General features: G+C 70.6%; 13 protein-coding genes and 2 pseudogenes. 3 read left to right on the plus strand and 12 right to left on the minus strand.

Features of this window, described 5'->3' with window-relative positions; all coding sequences use genetic code 11:
* Positions 1 to 356 precede the first annotated feature (356 nt).
* Positions 357 to 2,513 (plus strand): DUF6055 domain-containing protein, encoded by a 2,157-nt coding sequence (locus tag WMF27_RS24465; RefSeq protein ID WP_437766468.1) that lies wholly within the window; start codon positions 357 to 359, stop codon positions 2,511 to 2,513.
* A 7-nt stretch (positions 2,514 to 2,520) separates the two neighbouring features.
* A pseudogene (locus WMF27_RS24470) lies at positions 2,521 to 2,800 on the plus strand (hypothetical protein); the annotation flags it as partial.
* A 269-nt stretch (positions 2,801 to 3,069) separates the two neighbouring features.
* On the opposite strand, the gene WMF27_RS24475 reads toward WMF27_RS24470, so the two are convergent.
* The 7 genes from WMF27_RS24475 to WMF27_RS24505 form a co-directional block, all read right to left on the minus strand.
* On the minus strand, positions 3,070 to 4,881 hold the full coding sequence (locus tag WMF27_RS24475; protein ID WP_437766467.1) for a hypothetical protein: 1,812 nt from the start codon (positions 4,879 to 4,881) through the stop codon (positions 3,070 to 3,072).
* A complete protein-coding gene (locus WMF27_RS24480) occupies positions 4,878 to 5,270 on the minus strand; it encodes a DUF4150 domain-containing protein (RefSeq protein WP_012237562.1) in 393 nt (130 codons plus the stop codon). Before WMF27_RS24480 ends, WMF27_RS24475 begins: the two co-directional genes overlap by 4 nt.
* Positions 5,271 to 5,322: 52 nt before the next feature.
* Complete coding sequence (locus tag WMF27_RS24485) at positions 5,323 to 6,048, minus strand: DUF3540 domain-containing protein (RefSeq protein ID WP_437766466.1); 726 nt, start codon at positions 6,046 to 6,048, stop codon at positions 5,323 to 5,325.
* A gap of 238 nt (positions 6,049 to 6,286) precedes the next feature.
* Positions 6,287 to 7,360 (minus strand): pentapeptide repeat-containing protein, encoded by a 1,074-nt coding sequence (locus WMF27_RS24490; RefSeq protein WP_437943024.1) that lies wholly within the window; start codon positions 7,358 to 7,360, stop codon positions 6,287 to 6,289.
* Positions 7,357 to 10,029: a DUF2169 domain-containing protein gene (locus tag WMF27_RS24495; RefSeq protein ID WP_437943025.1), complete on the minus strand. Its 2,673-nt coding sequence runs from the start codon at positions 10,027 to 10,029 to the stop codon at positions 7,357 to 7,359. The genes WMF27_RS24490 and WMF27_RS24495 overlap by 4 nt, the downstream gene beginning before the upstream one ends.
* A 6-nt stretch (positions 10,030 to 10,035) precedes the next feature.
* Complete coding sequence (locus WMF27_RS24500) at positions 10,036 to 12,471, minus strand: type VI secretion system Vgr family protein (RefSeq protein ID WP_437766463.1); 2,436 nt, start codon at positions 12,469 to 12,471, stop codon at positions 10,036 to 10,038.
* A 319-nt stretch (positions 12,472 to 12,790) separates the two neighbouring features.
* On the minus strand, positions 12,791 to 13,585 hold the full coding sequence (locus WMF27_RS24505; protein ID WP_437766462.1) for an N-formylglutamate amidohydrolase: 795 nt from the start codon (positions 13,583 to 13,585) through the stop codon (positions 12,791 to 12,793).
* Positions 13,586 to 13,657: 72 nt separating this feature from the next.
* Between WMF27_RS24505 and WMF27_RS24510 the strand changes: the two genes are divergently transcribed.
* Entirely contained in the window at positions 13,658 to 14,803 is a 1,146-nt protein-coding gene (locus tag WMF27_RS24510; protein ID WP_437766461.1) for a hypothetical protein, read from the plus strand.
* Positions 14,804 to 15,046: 243 nt separating this feature from the next.
* On the opposite strand, the gene WMF27_RS24515 is transcribed toward WMF27_RS24510, so the two are convergent.
* The 5 genes and pseudogenes from WMF27_RS24515 to WMF27_RS24535 form a co-directional block, all read right to left on the minus strand.
* Positions 15,047 to 15,808: a YbhB/YbcL family Raf kinase inhibitor-like protein gene (locus WMF27_RS24515; RefSeq protein ID WP_437766460.1), complete on the minus strand. Its 762-nt coding sequence runs from the start codon at positions 15,806 to 15,808 to the stop codon at positions 15,047 to 15,049.
* Positions 15,809 to 16,151: 343 nt separating this feature from the next.
* Positions 16,152 to 16,656, minus strand: a pseudogene (locus WMF27_RS24520) (pectate lyase); the annotation flags it as partial.
* A 60-nt stretch (positions 16,657 to 16,716) separates the two neighbouring features.
* Positions 16,717 to 17,079: a hypothetical protein gene (locus WMF27_RS24525; RefSeq protein ID WP_437766459.1), complete on the minus strand. Its 363-nt coding sequence runs from the start codon at positions 17,077 to 17,079 to the stop codon at positions 16,717 to 16,719.
* A 70-nt stretch (positions 17,080 to 17,149) separates the two neighbouring features.
* On the minus strand, positions 17,150 to 19,000 hold the full coding sequence (asnB, locus tag WMF27_RS24530; RefSeq protein ID WP_437766458.1) for an asparagine synthase (glutamine-hydrolyzing): 1,851 nt from the start codon (positions 18,998 to 19,000) through the stop codon (positions 17,150 to 17,152).
* A 235-nt stretch (positions 19,001 to 19,235) separates the two neighbouring features.
* Positions 19,236 to 22,055, minus strand: coding sequence for a DNRLRE domain-containing protein (locus tag WMF27_RS24535; RefSeq protein ID WP_437766457.1), 2,820 nt, complete (start codon positions 22,053 to 22,055; stop codon positions 19,236 to 19,238).
* Positions 22,056 to 22,382 lie beyond the last annotated feature (327 nt).

Below are 22,382 nucleotides of genomic sequence, written 5' to 3' on the forward strand. Positions count from 1 at the left end.
ATCCAACCCAACCTCACCCAACCCAACCTAGGTTAAGATTTGGGCGACCTGCGTCGAGTCTCCTACCTGGGTCGGGTCTGCGGTTCCAATCTGGGTCAGATCTCAACCTGGGGTCAGGTCTCAACCTGGGTCAGGTCTGGATGTGGATGGGATCGGATGGGTCCAACCTGGGTCGGGTCTCACCGGGTCCACCGGGTCGGTCTCACCCCGGGTCGGGTCTCACCGGGTCGGTCTCACCCCTCGCATCCATCACGAGCTGCAGCCACGCCGCGCCGGTCGCCTCCACGGTGCCGACTGGGCCTTCCCCGGCTTTGTTTTCTTTTGCGTGGCGAGCGCGCGCCGAACGAGAATACAGCATGCTCGACCCAGCTTATGACTCATCCGCAATACACAAACGCGCAGTCCGTGAGAGCATCACTCACACGTTCCGCACCCCCGCGGGCGTTCGTCGCGCGACCCGCACATCGTTTCAGCTGCTTCTCGTGAACGGCTCCGCGCTCGTTGTCGCCGCGCTCCTCGCGGCGTGCAGTCAGGCTTCGGAGGACCCTGCTCCGGGCTCGGGGTCCGGCGGCGGCACGACGGCGACCTCAGGCGCAGCCGGCACCGGCAGCACCGGCAGCGCCGGGGGCATCGGCGCCAGCGGCGCCGGCAGCGCCGGTGAATCGGCGGCCGAGGCGGCGGGAACCGGCGGATCGACCGGGGCTGCAGGCGGCAACCCCGGCGCCTGCGAGCAGGGCACGACGAGCACGGAGTGGGCGACGAGCTGCCAGGCCACGGGGGCCAGCTGCACGGCAGGCACCTGGAGGGCGCCGCGCGACGGCGGCGAGACGCGCGCGCCGCTGCGCCACGAGTCGGCGCACTTCGCCTTCTACTGGCCCGAGGGGACGAACATCAACCTGAGCCAGGCGGAGGAGGCGGCGGCCACGCTCGAGAGCATCTGGAGCGCGTACTTCGGCAGCCCCGTCTTCTTCCCCGAGCCGTACTGCAAATCAGCGGACAAGTGGAAGGCCGCGGTGCATTTCGACGACAGCTTCCCGCTCTGGGGCGGCGGGTGGAGCCGCAACGGCGTCAATTATATGGGGATGTGGATCGGCCCCGACGCCGCCAGCGACCCGTGGGGGCTCGCCCATGAGTTCATGCACGGCGTGCAGTCGACGACGCAGGCGTTCCCCGATTGCGGCGGCGACGGCTGCTGGATCTTCGAGAGCCACGCGAACTGGATGCCGCACCAGATATGGCGGGACAACGTGCACTGCTCGGACATGCTGCCGAACATGCCGCACCTCTACTACGGCAACACCCGGAACCGCTATTGCAACTGGCAGTTCTTCGAGTTCCTGAAGGACAAGCACTGCTACAGCGCCGTCAACGACATGTGGGCCTACGAGGCGCCGCGCGGCCAGGGCGATCCATGGCAGAAGCTCATGCTGAGCCGTGGCTGGGACATCGAGCGGCTCAACGACGAGTTCGGCGAGTGGGCGATGCACAACATCACCTGGGACTACAAGGACCCTCCGCCCACGGACGGAGGCGATCCCTCGGGCGTGTATCGACGGAAATACGGCTCGATCGAGGCCGACATGACGTCGAACGGCCGCACCGATCGCCGGCTTCGTCTCACGCGGCTCGAGGCGCTCGACGCCGACTGGGCGCAGAATCGCCGCTTCGTCTCGCCGTATCACTGGGCACCGCAGCGCTGGGGTTACAACATCGTGCGCCTGCACCCGAAATCGGACGCGACCAGCGTGCGCGTCGTGTTCCGGGGCGTGACGCAGGCCGGCGCCGACTCCGGCTGGCGCTGGGGCCTCGTCGCGACGGACCCGGAGCTGACCACATCGCGCTACAGCCCTCTGCAGCGTGGGGGGGACGCCGAGATGGACTTCTGCGTCAGCCCCGGCGAGAATGTTTACTTGGTCGTGGTCGCGACGCCGACCGAATACCAGAAGCTGGTCTGGACGAAGCCCTCGGACGGGCCAGCGTACCCGTCGATCTATCGCTATCCGTACATGGTGGAGCTCGATGGAGCGTGGCCCGCCGGGTTTCAGGACGGTCAGCTCGATGCGTGTCCGCGGGGCACGACGAGGCACGCGAACGGCGGCGGCTGCGCGCCCGCAGGCACGCCGTCGAGCGTCTACGTCGGTCCTTACGCGACCGTCCTCGGCGGAGAGGTGAGCGGCGACGTCCGCGTCGAGGATCATGCGACCCTCGTCAACGGCGTGATCTCCGGCGGCCGTGTCGGTGCGCTCAGCCTGGTCGGGCAACGCGGCTCGGGCATCCAGGCGCGCGGGTTCAACGTGAGCGGCTCGGCGAACGTGCAGACCACCTTCTATCCGCTCGGCTGGTTCGGCGATCGCCAGTCCGTCTCCGGAACAGCAACGCTGCTCGGGGATGTCGAGTTCGTCGCTACATCGAAGTCGAGCAACACGTTCTACGGGTTCGTCCCCGACGACTGGGCGGGCGTCTCGACGGTCACCGAGGTGACGGCCGCACCGCCGTACACCTGGCGGCGTTGAGGCCGCGATGCAGCCGATACTTCATCTTGGGCTCATCGGTGACCGCGACGACGCCGTGACGGCCCACCGGGCCATCCCGGTGGCGCTGCGGCTGGCGGGAGAGGCGCTGTCCGCGCCGCTCTCCTTTGAATGGGTGCCGACCGAGGAGGTGGCCGACACCTCGCGGGTGGCTCGTTATGACGCCCTGTGGTGCGTTCCGGCGAGCCCGTACCGGAGCATGGATGGCGCGCTGCGCGCGTTCCGCTTCGCCCGCGAACAGCGGCGCCCGTTCCTCGGCACCTGCTGTTCCAGCCGGAGCGCGCCGCGCTCGCCGGTCGGCTGCCGCCGCTCGTGGCCGAGCTCATCCGAGCCTGCTCGAGCGCCGCCGGCTGAACGCCGGCGCCGGCACACCGTTCAACGAAGGAAGGATCCGCCAGAGCGTCGACGACGCCGAGAGCTGGATCTCTTCCTGGCGTCCGGCGCTTTCTGGTTTCGAGCCTCGGCCGGCTTCGCGTTCCGGTTCGTCGGCTGCTCCACGAGGTGTTCCTGCGGGGCGCTGCGCGTGCGGCGCCGGCGCTCAGCGCGATTGCAGGAAGTACCTGCGCGCGGCCTCGCAGAGTTCGGGCCACCGCTGGGCAAGCGCGGGATCTGCTGCGAAGCGGCCTGCCCAGAAGGCGTCGAGGGCGGCGCGCGCCGCGGGGGTCGGCACCCCGTAGCGTGCGTTCGTATTCTCCACGTAGGCGGGGTACAGCTCGCACGCGACGACGAGGCCGGCGTACTGGTTGAGCGTGAGCGAGGGTGGCGGGCGCGCGCTGAGCGGGTCGCCCGTGCTCACGGGGGCCGGCATGGAGGCAGGCGGCACACTCGGCGTGGCGGCCGGCAGCGCGCTCGCCGTGGCGACCGGCGGCGGGCTCGCCGTGGCAGCGGCCTGCGCGCTCGACGCGGCGATCGGCAGCGAGCTCGCCGTGGCAGCGGCCTGCGCGCTCGACGCGGCGATCGGCAGCGAGCTCGCCGTGGCAGCGGCCTGCGCGCTCGGCGTGGCCGCAACGGAGTGACGCTCGTCGTGGAGCGGCACCGCCTGGGAGTGGTGCGCGAGCGCCGGACCAGGCTCGCGCGCCGGCTGTCCATCGGGGCTGGCGACGGGCTGAAACGGCAGCGCCGAGTCCAAACGAGCGACGGACGGCCGAGCGCGCTCCTCGGAGGCCACCGGGATGAAGGGCAGCGCGGAATCGATGACCCGCGGCGTCTCGGGGAGCGTCTTGCTCAGAGGCTTCGACTCCGCGCCGCTCACCGGCGGGTCCGTCCGAGGAACCGACGCAGGCGCGGGAACAGGCACGATCGCGGGCTGGGTGACGGATTGGGGTGCGGGTGTGGACGCAGGCGCCGGGGCGGGTTCGGGCTCAACCACCGGTGCGGGCTCGGCCACCGGTGCGGGCGCGGCCACCGGTGCGGGCTCGGCCACAGGTGCAGGCGCGGCCACAGGTGCAGGCGCGGCCACAGGTGCAGGCGCGGCCACAGGTGCGGGCGCGGCCACAGATGCGGGTGCGGCCACAGGTGCTGCCATCGGTGCCGGCGCGGGTACTGCGATCGGCGCGGGCACACCGAACGGCGCAGGCGCGGGCACACCGAACGGCGCAGGCGCGGGCACACCGAGCGGCGCAGGCGCGGGCACACTGAACGGCGCCTGCGCAGGCACACCGAGCGGCGCCTGCCCAGGCACCGCCGTTGACCCCAGCACCGCCATCGGCGCGGGCATCGGCGCCGCCGCCGGCACGAAGGGCAGCCCCCCGCCCAGGCGAGACAGCGGCCCCTGCGCCTCGACCAGCGCCGGCGCGCTCGTCGTCGCGGTGACCTCCTCCACTTCACGCTTCGCCGCGGTCGGCGGCACGAAGGGCAGCCCTCCGCCCGGGCGAGACAGCGGCCCCTGCGCCTCGACCAGCGCCGGCGCGCCCGTCGTCGCGGCGGCCTCCTCCGCCGCGCGCTGCGCCGCCGCCTCGTCCTCCACGCGCTGCGCCGCGGCCCGCTTCGCCTCCGCCAGCCGCTCGTCGAGCGCCTCGTGCGCTTCCTTGAGCACGACCAGCGCCTCGGCGCTCTCGCCCTCCGGACCGAGGACGCGGCCGATCGCCAGGAGCATCTCTCGCGCGGCGCGCAGCGCCGCCTCGTCCGCCGCGCGGCCGGGCAGGTGCCGCCCGGCGAACGCCGTGAGCTCGTCGTCCTCGCATCGAGCGAGATCCGCGAGCCGGGCCGCCACGCGGCGCCGATCCGGATCGGCGCTGCTGCCCGTCGGCCTGCGCATCGCCGCGTCGAGCTTCGCGAGCGCCTCGGTCAGCGAGCTCTTCTCCGGCGCCGTCCCTGAACCCGTGGCGGACCCCTTGCTCGCGCCCCTCACGGCGCGAGCACGAGGACGGTGGTGACGCTCGGTACGATGGCCATGCCCGGCGCGTTCGTGCTGTTCTGGATCGAGATGCTCGTCAGGCGCGTCATGGGCGCGCAGCCGACGATCACCGTGAAGGCCGCGGTCACGTTGCGCGACGGGCCCATCACCATCCCGGACGCGACGCCGAGCGCGACGCCCGGGTTGTCCCCCATCGTGAGCGGCGCGACCGTCAGCATGTTGTGCGCCGGCGCGCACGTGACGAGCACGTTCGGCACGAAGAGCACGCTCATCGGATGGAGCGAGATGTTCGGGTACGGGATCGGCACCGGGGCCGGCGTCGGGGTCAGGCACACGTCCGGGAACGCCAGGCACATCCCCCCTGCGGTCGTCTTCGCGAGCATCGCTTCACCCCTCGTCGTTGCTGGCGCCCGCGGCCCCGCGCGGCGCGCCCCTTCAGCCGATCTTGACCTGCTCGCCGTCGAGCTTCGCGAGCGTCCGCGCGGCGACGATCGTGTTCTCCCCGCGCATCGCCGCGAGGCCCTCCGCGCGGAGATCGAAGACGCCCGCGCGCACCTGTTCGAGCGCCTCGATGAAGCGGAACGCCTGCTTCGCGCGCTGGACGAGCCGGTCCGCGCGCGCCTCCATGCGCTCGGCGACGATGACGGCCTTCTGGAGGTGCGCCTCGAGCGACCGGCCGACGAGCCCGATCTCCTCGATCGCCGCCGCCGCCGCCTGCGCGCGGATCTGCAGCTTGCCCGCGAACAGCCCCACCTCCCTGGCCGCGGCGATCTCGATCTGGTCGCCGGCGCCGAGCCCGAGCCGCCCCGTCGCCTGCACCTTCATATCGCCCTCGGCGACGATCCGCGTCGTCGCGCCCGCCTCGCCCTCCAGCACCGCGAGGACGAAGATCTGCTCGCCGTCCACCGCGCAGAGCACCCGATCCCCCGCGTCCGGCGCGACGAGGCAGCTCTTCGCGCGCCGCGCCGCGACCGGCCCGCCGCCGAGCTCGACCACGAGCCCCGACGCCGTGCCCCGGACGACGCCCGTCTCCAGCGACGGCACGCGTCGCGGCGAGGGCGAGCGCTCGATCACCGGCAGATCCACCGCGGCCAGGAGGTCGTCCTGCGTGCTGTCGTCGTGTGCCACCGTCAGGGGCTCGCGGGCCGCCATGCTCTGCATCTCGGGTCTCCTCGGCCTGGATCCGCCCGGTCAGGACGTGCGCGCCGCAACGCTAGTTTCAACGATTTCGCGGCAGGAATCAATGGCTTTCGTGGAACGCGGCCTCGCCCCAGGTCTCACGGGTCGCGGACGCGGACTCGTGTTTCGTGTTTCGTGTTTCGTGTTTCGTGTTTCGTGTCTCGTGTCTCGTGCATGCGCACGGTTTCGTGATTCCGCACGGCGCGCGCAGCAGGCACGGTCACGCGCGCTGCCCATCGCGCTCGCCGCCGCGGCGCGGCTTCCAGTCCTCGAGCGCGGCGAGCTTCTCGTCGTCGCCGAGCCAGCCTGCGCCCGCCGGCACCTTCGCCCCGTCCTGGCGAGCGCGGTGCAGCTTGGTGCGGAACATCGCTGCCTGCGTGAAGTCCGCGCCCGAGAGGTCGCAGTGCGAGAAGTCCGCGTACGCGAGCTTCGCGCCGACGAAGCGCGCGCCGGCGCACGACGCGAAGGCGAGGTACGCCTCGACGAGCTCCGCCCCCGAGAAGTCGGCCTCGGCGAGCGCGGCCCGCTCGAAGATCGCGTTCTGCAGCTTCGCCCGCGAGAACCGCGCCTTCGCCGCGTTCGCCTCGCCGAAGAGCGCCTGCGTCAGGACCGCATCGGAGAAATCGCAGTCGGACACGTCGACCCCGGTGAAGTTGCACTGCGTCGCGTCGCAGCCCGCGAAGCTCGAGCCAGCGACGCTGCCGCGCATGAACTGCGTGCGGAACAGCTTTGTTCCCTGGAACGCCCGCGCGCCCAGCGCCGCCTCGACCAGCGTCGTGAGCGTCAGGTTCGCGCCGTCGAGCAGCGCGGTGCGCAGGTCGAGCTTGTACAGCGTCGCCTTCTCGAGGTTCGCGCGAGAGAAGTTCGCGCCGCCGGCCTTGACCTCGACGAGGTTCGCCCGGTCGAGGTTCGCCCCCTCGAACGAGGCGCGCTCCAGCGAGCACGTCGTCCAGGTCGCGACGGGCGCCTCCGCGCCCGACAGCGCCGCGCCCTCGAACGTCGACTCGATGAAGCTCGCGCCGACGAGCCTCGCCCCCGAGAGCGTCGCCCCGTCGAGGCGGCTCCGGAAGAACGTCGTCAGGTGCAGGTCCACGCCCGCCGCGTCCACGCCCGACAGATCGCACTCGGAGAACGTCGACTCCTTGACGAGCGCGCCCCGCATCGCGCGCGGCATGCGGACCCGGTCGAACACCGCGCCCGAGAGATCCGCGCCCGTCAGGTCGAGCCCGGAGATGTCCACGGCCTGGATCGGGTCCCCGTGGCGGACCTTGTCGAGCACCTCGTCGCGGTTCATGTCGCGCCTCCAGGAGCCGGCGCCGCCTGCCGGTCGAACCGGGTGAACTCGACGCTCGCCTCGGCGAACGTCGTCCGGCTGTCCCCGCGCGCGCGGCTGAAATCGGCCCGGCAGAGCTGCGCGCCCGTGAAGTCGGCCCCCGCCACGCGCGATTTCGAGAGGATCGCCTCCGTCAGGTTGCACCCGCGGAGCGACGCGCGGTCGAGGTTCGTCCGGATGAGGAGCGCGTTCTTCATGACGGCGCGGTCGAAGGTCGCGCCCGTCGCGTCCGCCTCGCAGAGATCGGTCATCGTCATCTGGGCTCGATCGAACCGCGCGCCGCGCAGGTCCGTCGTCCGGAAGCAGGTCTTGTCGAGCACGGCGTCGCGGAAGTCGGCCTCCGGCAGGCCGCTCTTGTGGACGGCGACCCCCTCGGAGAAGCGCGCCCCCGCGAAGCGCGCCTTCGCCCCGGTACAGCTCATCAGCGACGTCTTGTGCAGCCGAGCGCCCGAGAAATCCGCGCCGTCGAGCGAGCACTCGAGGAGCATCGCCCGCTCGAGGTTCGCCCCGGCGAGGTTCGCCCCGGCGAAGCTCGTCTGGAGGAACGAGCAGAGCGAGAGATCCGCGCCCGAGAGATCCACGCCACCCCAGCTCACCTGGAGGGCGTCGGCGCGCTCGAGCCGCGCTCGCTTCAGGCTCGCCCCGGCGAGCCTCGCGCCCATCAGGACGGCCTCGGTCAGATCGGCGTCGTCGAACACCGCGCCCTCGAGGTTCGCCTTGCCCAGGTTCGCGCCCCGGAGCCGCGCGCCCGTGAGGTTCGCGCCAGAGAGGTCGGCCTTCGCGAGCACCGCGCCCTCGAGCACGGCGCCCGAGAGGTCGCAGCCGCGCAGGTCGGCCCCCTCGAGGAACGCGCGCGCGAAGCGCATCCCCCGCAGGTCGACCCCGCGGAAGTCGGCGCCGGTGAGGTCGCGCTCGTCGAGCGGCTCGCCCGCCTCGCGCGCCGCGTCGATGACGACGCGCGCCATCTGCGAGGCCTCGGCGGTCATCGGCAGGGCCGCGGACCTCAGGTGCGCCGAGCCGCGGTAGCCCTCGCGCGCCGCCTGCTCGAGGCGGAGCAGCTGCTCGGGGAAGCCTGGATCCGCGAGCATCGCCTCCAGCTCGAGGTTCGGCACGCCGCCGAGGCGCGCCGCCTCGGCCAGCTCCGCGTACTGCTGGAGCTGCGCCTTGGCCGAGAAGCGCGGCGGGCCGCCCGGCGGCTCCTCCCCGGTCTGGCCGCGCCGGAGCGCCTCCTCGGACACGTCCATCTCGGCGGCCTGCGCCTTCATGCGCTCCTCGGCCTCCTTCTTCAGGCGCTCGGCCCGCGCCTTCTCCTCCTCCATCTTCCGCGACGCCGCGTCGAGGTACGTCACCAGCGCGTCGAGATCGTCGACCGGCGGCGGCGCTTCCTCCTCCGGCAGCGGCGCGTCGAGGCCGAAGCGGGCCGGGTCGATGCCGTCCGCGAGCAGCTCCTCGCGGCGGCGCTCGCGCTCCCGCTCCGCGCCGCGCCGCAGGTTCTGCGTGGCGAGGTTCTCGCTCTTGAGCCACTGCACCATCTCGATGCCGGCGACGTTCGCGGCGACGCCCGACTCGCGCGGCGGCATGAGATCGCTGTCGCTGAGGGACGCGATCGAGCCCCGGTCCTTGTCGATCCGCCGGGCGAGCGCCTCGCGGTAGTGCTCGATCGGCCGGGGGCGGCCGATCTCCTCGCAGGCGACGACGAGATCGACGATCTCCCCAGCGTCGTCGTCGGCCACGGGCATCGAGCCGTGGAAGATCACGACGCCGAGGTTGGCCGAGGGGAAGAGCCACACCGTGTCGCAGCGGACGGGCAGCTCCTGGAACGCCTCCCCGCTCGCGTCGCGGCGGGTGACGAGCACGCGCGCGGCGAGGCCGGGGAGCGCGCCCTCGATGCGCGGGCGCGTCGGGTGCATGTTCTCCACGAGGAACGCCTCGTCGCCGCGGAGCGGCTCGGCGAGCCATTGATCGCTCGGCGCGACGTTGAAGAAGGCGGGATCGACGTCGGGCGGCAGGCCGGGCGCCCACTTCTCGGCGTAGTCCGCGCCGTACGTCCCCGCGCGGGCGCGGCGCTGGGCGAACGTCACGTCCATCGCGAGGAAGGACGCCGGGCCCGGCCGGTCGCCGGGCGAGCGGATCAGCGCGCCGTAGTGCTCCACGTTCGGCAGCGGCCGGGCGCGCTGCCCGCCGCGCTCGATCTCCTCGATCCCCTTCCCGTAGGGGTTCGCCGCGTCCTTCGGCCCGCCGAGCGCGCGCGCCCAGTCGATGGGCATCTCCGAGAACGGCTCCGGCTCCGTGAAGCCGTGGCCGCTCCAGTACCGATCGCCCAGCACGGCCAGGCGCTTGTCGACGGAGCCGAGCCGCGCGCGGACGAACGACGCGCCGACGCGGCGGCCCTCCGGGGCGTAGCACCGGCCCGCGACGAGCAGCTCGCCGCGCGCCTTCGTGATGCCGTCGTCGAGCGGGAGGCTCCCGAGCGCCGCCGTCGCAGCCTGCCAGAACGACATCTCATCGACGAGCGCGCGCGGCGCGTCGAGGGGGAACGCCATCATGGCGCCCACGTGGAACCTGAGGCGCCGCGCGACCTCGACGACGCGCGTGAGCGCCGGGACCTTGAGGGGTTTGACGACTCGCATCCGCGCTCAGATCTTCGTGAAGGCGCTGTTCCACGCGATGACCCCCGCGAGGGTCAGCGCGATCGCCTGCTGCTTCAGGTAGGTGCCGAACTGATCCATCTTCGCGCCGACGGCCTTCTTGTCGAACGCGAAGTAGTCGAGCTTGATCAACGACGTCTCGAGCTTGAGCAAGTAGGCCTGCTGGGCGAGCGCGGCGTGGTCCGTCTTGATGACGCCGGTCGCGCCCTTGTAGAAGTAGAGCTCGTGCTTGCTCGGCGTGAGGTCGAACGTCAGCCCGAGCACCTCCCACTTCAGGTTGGTGGCCGTGATCTTCGCGTTGGGCGCCTTGATCAGGAAGTTCGTGTCGGACTTCAGGTCGACGTCCCCGCCGAAGTGGCCTTTCCAGGTGGTGGCGACCTCCGTCTTCCAGCTCTTGTAGTCGTCGAAGTTCTCGGCCGTGACCTTGTGCATCCACGGCCCGGTCACCGTCGACGAGCCCTCCGGCTCGATCGTCTGCTCGAACTTGCCGTGGACGTCGTGCTTCATCCCGCCGCTCGTGATGGTCAGCGTCATCCCGTCGGTGATCGTCTGCTTCATGCCGCCGGCTTCCACGGTGTCCACGCGGCCCGTCTTGATCGTGGTCGTGCGCGTCGCGTAGTAGGTCTCCTCCGCCGCGGCGGTGACCTGGAGCGTGTACGTCCCGCCGATGCCCGCCCAGAGGTTGCAGACCACCATGCTGAACTTGTTGCCGCTGACGTTCTCCCAGGAGTCGCCGCCGATCCATGAGCCGCCGTCTCCCGAGGTCGTCTCGAGATAGCTGAACGTGACGTCGACGAGGCTGCTGCCGGCGATGGCCGGGTCGGCGTTCTCGGGGGACAGGAACGTGCCGACCTGCTTGTCGCCGTCGCCCGTGTAGACCGAGCCGTGGTTGCCGCTCGGCGTCCCCATGTAGATGCCGGTGCGGTTGTTCGGCGTGTGGAGGAAGATGAACTCCTTGCCCTGCTCGTCCTCGAGCACGAGCTGGTTGCCGCTCCCGGTCCGGATGATGTTCTGGCTGAGGTTGCGCTCCGCGACGACGCTCGGCCGGTGCGCGTTGGGCACGACGCCGGCGATGAAGGGCCGGTCCGGGTCGCCGCCGAGGAAGGCGATCATCACCTCGGTGCCCTTGCGCAGCGGGAAATGGAAGCCCTCGGTCGTCCCGCCGTGCGGCTGCATCATGCGCACCCGCGTCGAGATGCGCGCGTCGGGCAGGCCGCTCGTGTCGAACTCGAAGCGCACGAGGTAGCGGCCGTCGGCGTCGATCTGCGCGTACTGGCTGTCGGCGGGGCCGCAGACGATCGCGTTCTCGAACCCGTAGATGCGCGGCCACGGCGTCGCCTGCGGCGCGCGGAACTGCACGTCGGCCGGGATCGCGAGCAGCTTGATCGCGTAGATGTCCTTGCCCGAGAGCCCCGTCAGCCGCGCGATCTCGGGCGTGATCCCGGCGATCGACGCGCTGTGCTGCACCTCGAGCGCGAGCCACTGGTCGACGACTTCGGCGGGCTGATCGTCCAGCGAGAACCGGTACCCGGCCCGCGGCCCGAGCGCGTCGCCGCTCCCGCGCAGGGTCACCTCGCGGCAGCCGATCGACTGCGCGCGCACCTGCGCGAGGCGCTCGGCGTCGCTCTGCACGAAGACGCGGAAGCCGTACTCGCGGATCGCGCCCACCCCGTTCGCGGTGATGCTGCTCTCGCCCTTCACCGACGCGGACGGGTTCGCGTAGTTGTAGTCGGCGATGGTGACCGTCTTCGGCAGCCACTGCACGTTCTGCTCGATCTGGTGCAGGCCCGGCGGCGCGGTCACGTCGTCGCCGAAGAGCGGGACGTAGCGCACGACCCCGCCGCCCGGGAAGTCGTCGTGCAGCCCGCGGTCGTCGACGATGACGAGCACCTCGCCGGGCCCGTCCTCCGGGTGCTCGAAGAAGTAATAGAGGCCCTCGCGCTCGAGCCACCGGTGAAAGAACGCGAGGTGCGTCTCGCGGTACTGCGCGACGAACTCCTCGACCGGGTAGTCGCCGTCGTTGATCGAGAAGCGGAAGTCGCTCGCCGCGAGCCCGCCGTTCTGGAGCGTCGCCGAGAGGAACTCCTTGACGGGCTGGTTCGTGAAGACGTGGCTGCGCCAGAAGTGGCGCAGGAACCAGAGCTTCGGCACGAGCAGCGCCTGGTACAGCGCCCGATCCGCGTTCTGGTGCAAGAGGCGAACGCTCGCGATGACGCCGTGCACGACGAGCGGGTCCTTCCCGTCGCCGCGGCTCGCGCGCACCGTCGCCCGCTCGCCCACTGCCTTGCGCACATCGGTGCTCGTCGGGACGGAGAAGAAGAGCTCGAACTCGTACGGCTGCGAGACGTGCTCCGTACCGCGGAAACCGATGAAAGCGACGCTGGCGAGCGCGGAGCACGAGAGCGAGAAACCGTCTGGGCGCATGGAGAGCCTCCCCATCCCTGGCCTGGTGTTGAGGGCGGAATCTCCGTGCATCGCGTCGCGGAGTCAACGTCCGCATGCGCCACGAGAGTGCTGTGGAACAGCGGATCCGGTGGTGGGACGAGCGCGCACCTGTGCGACGTTCGCCGATCGGCGCGGGCTCGACGGCGCGCGCCTGCCGAGCTCGTTGCGCTCGTGTGCCGCGCCGTCGCCGCGCCGTCACCGCGCGTGCGCCGCACCCTCACCGCGCGTGCGCCGCACCCTCACCGCGCGTGCGCCGCGTACCGTGTGCGCGCAGCGGCCGTACCGTATGCGTGCCGCGTTATCGCGCGGCTGCACTCGTGAGCGCGGCGATGACGCTGCGGGTGAAGCCGCGAAGGCGCGCGACGTCGTCCGGGCGGAGGGCGAGGGTGCGCGCGTCGCAGTAGAGCCTGCGGGCGATCTCGATCTGGAGCGCGTGGATCCCTTCGTCGCGGCGCGCGTGCCGCTCGAGCGCGTGGCCGCCCGGGAAGGGATCGTCGAGCGCGAGCGAGAGGCCGTGCGCGCGCGCGACCTCGGCGACCGCGTCGCGCGCCCAGCTCACCGCGCTCTCGCCGCGCCGGGTCCCGAGCACGACGTCGGCCGCGCCCGGGAACATGACGTCGGGGTACGTGTGCCCGGAGACAAGGATCGCGACGCCGTGGCGCGCGCGCGCGTCGGCGAGGCGCGCGGTGATCGCCGCGTGGTACGGCTCGAACACGTCGCGGACGCGGCGCTCGACCTCCGCGCGGGGTGGCGGGCTCTCGAGCCACTGCTCGCCGCTCGCGGAGCGCCGCCGCACCTCCCGCAGCCCGTAGGGGAGCTTGTCCTCGTACGGCGTGGGCACGCGCGGGGCCGTGTTGAGGTCGATGACGAAGCGGCTCACCGTCGCGACGACGAGCGCGGCCCCCTCGAGCGCGACGTCGCCGAAGAGCGCGTCCGCCGCGACGTCCGCGTCGGCCGCGAGGGCGCGCTCCGGCACGCGCGTGAAGCGCGCCGCGAGCTCGTCCACGGCGAGGCTCGCGTGCGGGACCTCGACGACGATCGGCCCCGCCGTGTCAGGCGCGTGGACGCGGAAGGGAGGCGGCGTGGCAGGCATCGTTCCTCCGGAAGGTAGGCGCGCGCCGGGTTTTTCGCACGGGTGCGCCGGTTTGCGCTCTCATGGCGGGCCATGGAACCCCGGATCTGGCTGCTCGCGAGCCGATACCACCTCGACGCCGGGCTGTCGTCGCTCCTGGTCGACGGCGTCGCGACGGGCGGCTTGCTCGCCCTCGCGGCGCTCGCGCTCCGGCTCTCGCGCCGGCAGCGCCGCGCCGCCGCGCAGGCCGAGGCCTCGTTCATGCCCGGCGCCGCGCTCGCGCCCGGCGAGGCCGTCGTCGTGGGCATCGTCGAGCGGGAGCAAGGCGCGGACGTGGCGGTGCGCGTCGAGGTCGAGCAGGAGGGGTCCGAGTCCGAGACCTCCGGGGTCTGGACCCACCAGTGGGCCGAGACCGGCCGCAAGGTCCGTGTCCACCCCTTCTATCTCCGCCACGCGTCCGGCGCGCGCATCCGGGTCGAGCCGGGCGAGGACGTGCAGCTCGTCGACGCGCTCGACGGGCTGATCCGGGTCGATCTCACCCGGCGCGTCCGCGTGGCCGAGCTCATTCCAGGCGAGAGGGTCTTCGCGATCGGCGAGCTCCGGCGCGCGCCCGATCCCGAGGCGCAGGCCCAAGGGTACCGCGGGCAGGCGCAGGGATACCTGCTCGCGCCCCCGTCCGGGGGGCGCATGCTCCTCTCGTCCGAGCCGCTCGGCGAGCGGTTCGCGCGCAGGGCGGCGCTCCACCAGCGGTGGGCCGTCGCCGCGGCCGTCGCGTCGCTCGTGTTCAACATGGCGTTCGCGGCCTTCCACGCGCGCCGCTGGCTGGGCGAGACGGTGGACGTCCGCGTGACGCAGCTCCAGGAGCGCGAGGACGGCGACCACATCCGGTTCGAGGTCACGATGCGGGGCGCGGACGGCGCCGCCTTCTCCGACGAGGTGCCCCACGGCGCCTTCGCGCGCCTCCGCGAGGGCGAGACGGTGAAGGCGCGTCATGTCCCCTCGTGGAACTCAGCCAGCGCGATAGGCCCCGACGTGACGGCCCACTCCGTGGCCTACGCCGCGTTGCCGCTCCTCGGCGTCATCGCGCTCGCCTACCTCGCTCGCGCGCAGGCCACGCGGCCCTGGTACGAGAAGAAGCTGATCGAACAGGGGAGCGGCAAGCTGGCAGAGAGCCTGTCTTCCCCGCAGCAGGCCCCGAAGCGTCCGGAGGGCCGCCGCCGGGAGCCCGCCTCTGATTGACGGGCGGCTCGAGTCGGCAGGCGCTGCGCGTCCGACGACGGTCATCGAGACATCGCACCTGCGACCCCGGGTCAGGCCGTAGAGCTGACAAATCTCCTCATTTTGTTGGCATTTGGGGGAAGAGAAAATTTGAACAGGGAGGCGGGGAGACAGGGAAATCATGGGATTTCACTCCCCGCCTCCCAGTGAATCTTCTCGAAAGATTCGAGAGGATGCTTCAGGACCGAGAAAGCAGCTACCGCTTCATCGAGTCGAGAACGCGTTGGACGTGCCGGTGAGCTTCGCGCTCTCGAGGTGCTTCGCCTCGAGCTTGGTCTCCGCGTCCCTCACTGCAGCCGTGCCGGTGCCCGTGATCGTGATCGATTCCTCGGCGAGCGCGTAGATCGTGAACTCGTAGGTGTCGGTCTTCGTGCCGGTGCTGGTGCCGTAATTGGGGCAGGGCCCGAGGTAATTCGAGTTCTGCTTGGCGCCGAGCTGCGTCGCGTCCGCCTGCTTGAACCCCTCGGGCAGCGAGGTGGTGGTGGCAGGAATGTTGTACAGAACCCAGTGATAGCCGTTGGGCTGCGACGGCGTCGCGTGCGCCAGGGTGACATCGATGAAGGTGATGGCGTAGCTCTTCGTGCCCGCAGGCCCCGGGGTCCAGTGGAGCTCCGGCATGACGCTGTTCTGGAAGCCGGCGGTCTGGCAGGTGTACTTGTCGGCGAACTTCGCCCCTTCCTCGTGATTGGTGCTCGCGAGCGCGAACTCCTCGGAGGGCGCGCCGCCCTCTCCCGAGCCGCCCTCTCCGCTTCCGCCTGCTCCCGTCGCGCCACCCTCTCCGCTGCCTCCTGCCCCCGACGTCGTGGTGGTCGCAGGGTCGCCTCCGCTCGAGCTCGAGCTGTCGGCGCTGCTGCTACTGGCGCTGCTGCTGCTGGCGCTCGGGGAGCCGGTGCTCGCCGCGCTCCCCCCGCCGTCCCCCGACACATCGGGATCGTCGCTGGAGCAGTTCAGGATGGCGAACGGCATGGCCGCAAAGGCGAGGTATCGAGCGCTACGTGTGAGCCTATCCATGATGGTACGCATTGGCGCATGATGCCACACCGGCGTTCCTATCGCGATGACAGTCGCTTCTCCCCTCGCGACAAAGATCCGCAATTTAGCGGTATATTTCCCGAAACAGTGAGTGATTGAGAAATGTGAACGTTGACATGAGCGCACCTGGCGCGACACATCGCTCCAGGTCTCTCGCCAGCTCGCCAGAGAGGTAGAGGCGGAGCGGAGGGCCCTTGACCCTTGACACCGCGCAAGAGCGCCCAGGAGCGCCCGCGAGGACGCTCCTGCTCTGGCGGAAATGTGCAGAACCGCCGGGTCAGTATTGCGTGTTGTTGGACGTCGTGATCTTCGAGGAGCTCACGCCCATGAAGAGCGCCTTGCCGATGCCGCTGTAGCGGGTGTTCGTCATCGTCACGCTGCTGCTGCTGTCCGTCCTGAAGATGGACTCCTTCATCTTCGATGATGTCGCACCGGTCGATGAAGACGTCGACCTTGAAGTCCGTCCCCCCGTTCTGCCGGATGAACTTGCCCGCGTTCTGCGCCGTGAAATTCGACACCTTGAACGTGCTGGCCGCGTTGATCTGGAACACCTTGTCGTCGCCGTTCCTCGCGGAGCCGCCGTTCAGCACCACCGTGCCGGACTTCTTGACCGTCAGGGCGTCCTCGCCGATGTCCTCCCAGACGATGTTCTCGAGCGTGACGTTGCCGTACGTGTGGATGCCGTCGGCCGCCGGCGCGCCGAGGACCACGTTCTTCAGCTTCGCGCCGTCCTCGAGTCTGAACACCGGCTTCTGGTCCTCGGCCTGGCTGCCGTCCCCGAGGGTGGTGCGGTCATTTGCCCCGAGAGGGTCCACATGAAGGCGGGAAGGCGGGAAGATCATTCAGGTTTTCTTCCCGCCTTCATGTTCAAATGACTGCACTACCTCCCCGAGCGTGTTCTTGTCGGCGATGTACCGCTTGCCGCCGCCGTCGAACGTCTCGCCCGCCTTCACGATGATCGTCGAGCTGACGACGCCGCCGTTCCCCGCCGTCGTGGTGCCGCCGCCCGAGCTCCCGCCAGCGTCGCCGCCGCCCACCGGCACGAGCTCGATGTAGTCGACCTTCAGATCGTACCCGGACGACGAGGAGTTCTTGCCCTTGCACGTGAGCGCGAACTCGACATTGCCAGAGAGCGATTTTTCCCCGAGCGTCGCGGTCGTCCAGCTGTCGCCGGTGGAGGAGCCATAAGCGTCGAAGGACTTCACCGACGATCCCTTCACGGACGGCGCGAGCCTGCCCGCCGGGCGCGGCCGCGGTCGCGCCCGCCGCGGCGGCTCAGAGAGCGAGCCTGATCCGATAACGGGTCAGCCAGTCGTCGAGCAGGAGGACCTGTTGCATGCTCGACCGGGCGAGCTCATCGACCGCTCCTCCGGACTCCGAGGCGACGGCGCGGGCGCGAGCCATGTCGAGGAGCGGCAGCACCGGCGCGTCCTTCCGGGCGAGGAGCCCCGCGAGCTGGCCTCGGAGCCGCTCGGCATACGCTGGATCCTGCGTCGCCGGATACGGGCTCTTGCGACGGTCGAGCACCGAGCGCGGCAGGAGATCCTCGGACGCGGCGCGCAGCAGGCTCTTCTCGCGCCCATCGAAGGTCTTCATCGACCACGGCGCGTTGAAGACGTACTCCACGAGCCGGTGGTCGCAGAACGGGACCCGGACCTCGAGGCCGGTCGCCATGCTCATGCGATCCTTGCGGTCGAGCAGGATCGGCAGGAACCGCGTCATGTGCAAATAACCTATCTCCCGCATGCGCCGCTCCGCGCCCTCCTCGCCCGGCAGGCGCGGGACCTCGGCGAGGGCTTCCCGGTAGCGCGCGGCGACGTGGCCTTGAAGGTCGATCTGCGCGAGGAGCGCGGGGGAGAGCAGCTGAGCGGCGGCGCTCGCGCCCTGGATCTTCATGCGCATGGCGATCCAGGGGAACGTCTCTGCCGCCACCGTGTCCGGATCGTGGAACCAGAGGTATCCGCCGAAGATCTCGTCGGCCGACTCGCCGGAGAGCGCCACCGTGGAGCGCTCCCGGATGGCGCGGAAGAGGAGGTACAGCGAAGCATCCAGGTCACCGAAGGCGATCGGGACATCCCGGGCGCGCAGCACGGCGGCGCGGATCTCGGGGTCGGCCAGCTGGGCCGCGGAGAGCACGATGCCCGCGTGGTCCGACCCGACGTGCCGCGCGACCTCGGCGACGTACGGCGTGTCCGGCGTGCTCCGCAGCGCGTCCGGCGTGAAGTGCTCGGCGTGCCCCGCGAACTCGACGGAGAAGGAGCGCACCGGGCCGGCGCCCTCCGCCCTGAGCGCCCGCTGCGCGAGGGCGGTCACTGCGCTCGAGTCGAGCCCTCCGGACAGGAGGGAGCAGAGGGGCACATCGGAGATGAGCTGTCGCGCCACGGTGTCCTCGAGCAGCCCGCGGACCGCGCGGATCGTGGCCTGCAGGTCGTCCTCGTGCGGCCTGGACTCGAGCGCCCAGTAGCGGCGCTCGGAGATCCCATCCCGCCGCACGTGCACGACATGGCCCGGGCGGACCTCTCGCATGTCGCGGAACACGGAGGCTCCGGGCGTCTTGACGAAGGCGAGGAGCTCGCGCAGGCCGCCCACGTCCACGACCGGCGGCGCGAGCGGGTTCGCGAGGATCGCCTTGGGCTCCGAGCCGAAGAGCACCGCCGAGCCGATCTGCTGGTAGAAGAGCGGCTTGATGCCCAGCCGATCCCGGACGAGCAGGAGCTCCTCTGCGCGGACGTCCCAGAGGGCGAAGGCGAACATTCCATTGAGCCGCCGGGGGAAGCCCGCGCCCCACTCGAGATACGCATGGAGCACGACCTCGGTGTCGCTGCGCGTCTTGAAGCGGTGGCCCCGGGCCTCGAGCTCGCCCCGCAGCTCGCGGAAATTGTAGACCTCGCCCGTGTAGATGAGCACGGCCACCGGCGCGCCGTCCTGGTCGGCGATCATCGGCTGGCGGCCCCCGTCGAGATCGATGATGGCGAGGCGGCGGTGCCCGAGGGCCGCGCGCGGAGCGAGCCATAGCCCTTCGTCGTCCGGGCCGCGGAGCTTCATCGTCGCCGTCATCGTCTGCAGGACATCGCGCTCCAGCGTCAGATCGCGCTCGTAGTCCACCCATCCAGCAATGCCGCACATGGACGATCCCCTCCCTTCAGCGCCACCGCGCGAAAGCGGCGGGCCTCGACAGCCCGCCGCGGCGCTCGCGGGTCGCTCGCTGTTCGGCGGACGAGCGTAGACAGTGCGGCTGGGCCCCGCAACCAAGCTGGCCAGCGCGGCGCTCAGCGCCAGCTAGGGAGGGAGCGGAGATCGGGGACGCGCAGGGGGCGACGAGGTCGGCCGGCGATGCCCGCCGGGGCGTTGCCGTGCGCGGTCACTCCGCGTAGCAGACCTCGAGGCGCGGGCGGCGCGACGCCGTGGTGTCTTCGCTGGCCCGCCACTGCGTCGACCCCGCCGCGTCCTCTTCCATCACGAACCCGTAATTCGGGAGGACGCCGCTCACCCAGTCCTGCACGAGGTCGGTGAGGTCGGCGGTCCGGTCGCCGGCGCCGTTGCCGGCGAGGATCGACGCGAAGCTGAGCGGCTCCCAGCTCTGGTTGTAGCTGTTCCAGCTCACGGTCGTCTCGCCCCAGGGCGCGAGGGCCTCATGGAGACGAACGGTGGAGGCCGGCTCCTTGTACACCTGATTGATCGTCAAGGTGGCCGAATAGACCGGCGCGCCCGCGGGGATGAACGAGAGGTCGAACCAGACGAGCGCAGTACGGAAGCCTCCGGTGCCGGCTCCGCCCGTGTAGATCGACGGGTACGACCCTTCCTTGTAGGTCGGCGAGCCCGACCAGAGCGTCGCGTCCCAGACCGTGCCGAAGGTGCCGCGCTGCACGGTCCTGCACACGGGCGTGCCTCCGGAGCCAGCGCCGCCGGCGCCGCCCGACCCGCTGCTGCCCACGCTCATCGCGCTGGTCATCATGACGCTGCCTGTGCTCGTGCTGGATGCGCTCGTGCTGCTCGATACGCTCGTGCTGCTGCTCGAGCTGCTCGAACCGCTCGTGCTGCTGCTCGTGCTCGAACCGCTCGTGCTGCTGGACGAGCTCGAGCTGCTCGACGAGCTCGAGCTGCTGCTGCTCCCGCTGCCAGGCGGCGCATAGGTGAGCGTCAGCTCCATGTCGAAGGACAGATCGGTCGAACTGGGGGCCGATTGCTTGACCATCACGGCGAGGATGTTGCTTCCGACCACGAAAGAGCTCGGGGAGAGCGTCACCGTGGTGAGCTCGTCGTCGCGCGACTCCGCGGACGCATAGTCACCGTAGGCCGTGCCGGTCACGCGCTTCGATGCCACCTGGGTGCCGTTGAGCCAGACGACGACGCCGTCGTCGTGGATGAGCTTCATGGTCGCCTGCGCGACCGGCCCGTCGATCGGGATGATCTTCCGGAAGTAGGCGGTGGGATACGACGGCGTGGCCCGGTAGAGGGCCGTGCCCTCCCCGCCGTCGCCGTAGCCGAGCTGCCCCCAGCCCCCCTTCCACGAGGAGTCGTCGAACGTGAGGTTTTGCCAGGCCGTACCCCGGTCGACGCCCAGGTCGTCGTAAACCCAGTAATCACCGAAGTAGACCGCCGTGCGGGGGAGGCTCTGGATCGTGAAGCCGGCGTTGCTCTCGTCGGAGAGCAGCGGGTGCTCGGCGTCGGAGATGCGCACGAGGGCCGTCGTCGTGTCGATGGAGGGAACCACCCAGTTGTAGCGGCCCGTGTTGGCGGCGCTGCTCGTGATCGTGGTCCAGGTCGCGCCGTCGTCGGTCGTGTACTCGATCCGAACCGTGGGGATGTTCCCCACGGTCGCCCAGCGGATCGGGAAGATGCCGCCCGGCGGCAGGCGCTCCCCGCCGTCGGGCGCCGCGACGTCGAGGGCCGTTCCCTTCACGATCGCGAAGCGATCGCTGATCACGCCGTCGTAACGAACGTTGGACACCGTGAGCCGGTTGTCCTCGACGTCGAGGAGGCACGAGCCGCTCTGCGCTTCGTTGAAGTACATGAGCGGGTGGCCTCCGGAGCCGCCCACGTACGTGCCGTGGCCGGCGACGACGTGGACCGCGCCTTCGTGGCTCCCCTTGCCAGGGAGCTTCACGTAGGGGCCGTCGCCGAGCGGCTTGCCGTCGCGCCCGTCAACGATGTGCCCGGCCGCCGTGGTCGGCGTATCGTAGGCGCCGTCCACGAGGAACGAGCGCTCGTAGTTGTGCGAGTGGCCCGCGAGCACCAGGTCGACCCCGCCCTCGTCGAGGATGGGCGCGAGGAACTCCCGGTGCTCGATGGTCAGCCAGTCCTCGTCCGAGTCGTGGGTGCCCTTCGTGTACATCGGAAAGTGCATGTACGCGACGATCCAGTCCTGCTCCGTCGCGGCGAGATCGGCGGCGAGCCAGGCCGACATGGCGCCGGTCGAGTAACGCGAGGAGCCATAGCCGTCGAGGACGACGAAGTGGACGTTCGCATAGTCGTACGAGTAGTAAGCCTCCGTGCCGGAGGGAACCCCGCCGGCCTCCCCGGCGGCGGGGAGCACGTAGGCGGTGTAGTAAGGACCGGTCTGCGTCGCCGAGTCGGAGCTCAGGCCCTCGTGGTTGCCGAACGTCGGCCACACGACCGTGTTGCGAAGGATCGCCGCGTACTGATTGAAGAAACCGTTGGTGAACTCCTCCGTGGTGCCGAAGTTGTACGCCATGTCCCCCATGTGCAGGAACAGGTTGGGGCGGTACGCGCCGACGGCGTTCAGCATCGCGTCTCGCGTCGCCCAGGGCGCCGTGCCGCCGTAGCCGGTGTCGCCGATGATCCACGCCCGGAACTTCTTCGGCGTGGACACGGGCGGCGCCGTCTCGAAGTAGAAGGAGGAGGAGCCGCCCGCCAGCACCGCGCTCGATGTACCGACGCTGTAGTAGTAGCGGGTGTTCGGCGTGAGCCCGCCGATGAGCACCTCGTGCTGGGTCGCGAGCGCGCCGAGATCCACCGTCTGCGTCAGATTCGCCGGATCGGTCCCGTAGCGCACGCGACTGTCCGTGCCCACGTCGGTCGTCCACACCACGTAGACCGAGCTGGGCGTCAACGACTGCAGATAGGGCTGCCTCATCACCGACTGGGCGGCCGCCTGGCCGGCCCACGCCATCGTCACTGCCACCGACGCTGCGGCCAGATGTCCGGGGTTCAATTTCATTGCTTCACCCTCCGAGCTTGCTGATTCATCCCGCCTTGCCTCCAACAAACGCTCGCCATGCGGCGAGCCGGGCGCCTTCCCGGCACGGTCACGCCAGCGATCGCATCGCGCCTGATGCCGCGCGCGAGCAGCGCATCGGACGTGAACGCGCTGCTACCATCTTACCGAAACCATACATGGGAGATCATCTTAAATCGGAGCGCCTCGCGCCGGCGGCAGGCCACTCCGGTCTCTGTCTCTGAGCGGCGACGGAGAGGGCAGCGATTGCCGGGGTGCGCTCAAGGCACAACAGAATTCCGTCGCCACTGTCGAGTAAGCGCCAACACT

This window comes from Sorangium sp. So ce281, assembly GCF_051527395.1.
In the GTDB taxonomy this organism is placed as follows: Bacteria; Myxococcota_A; Polyangia; order Polyangiales; family Polyangiaceae; genus Sorangium; species Sorangium cellulosum_B.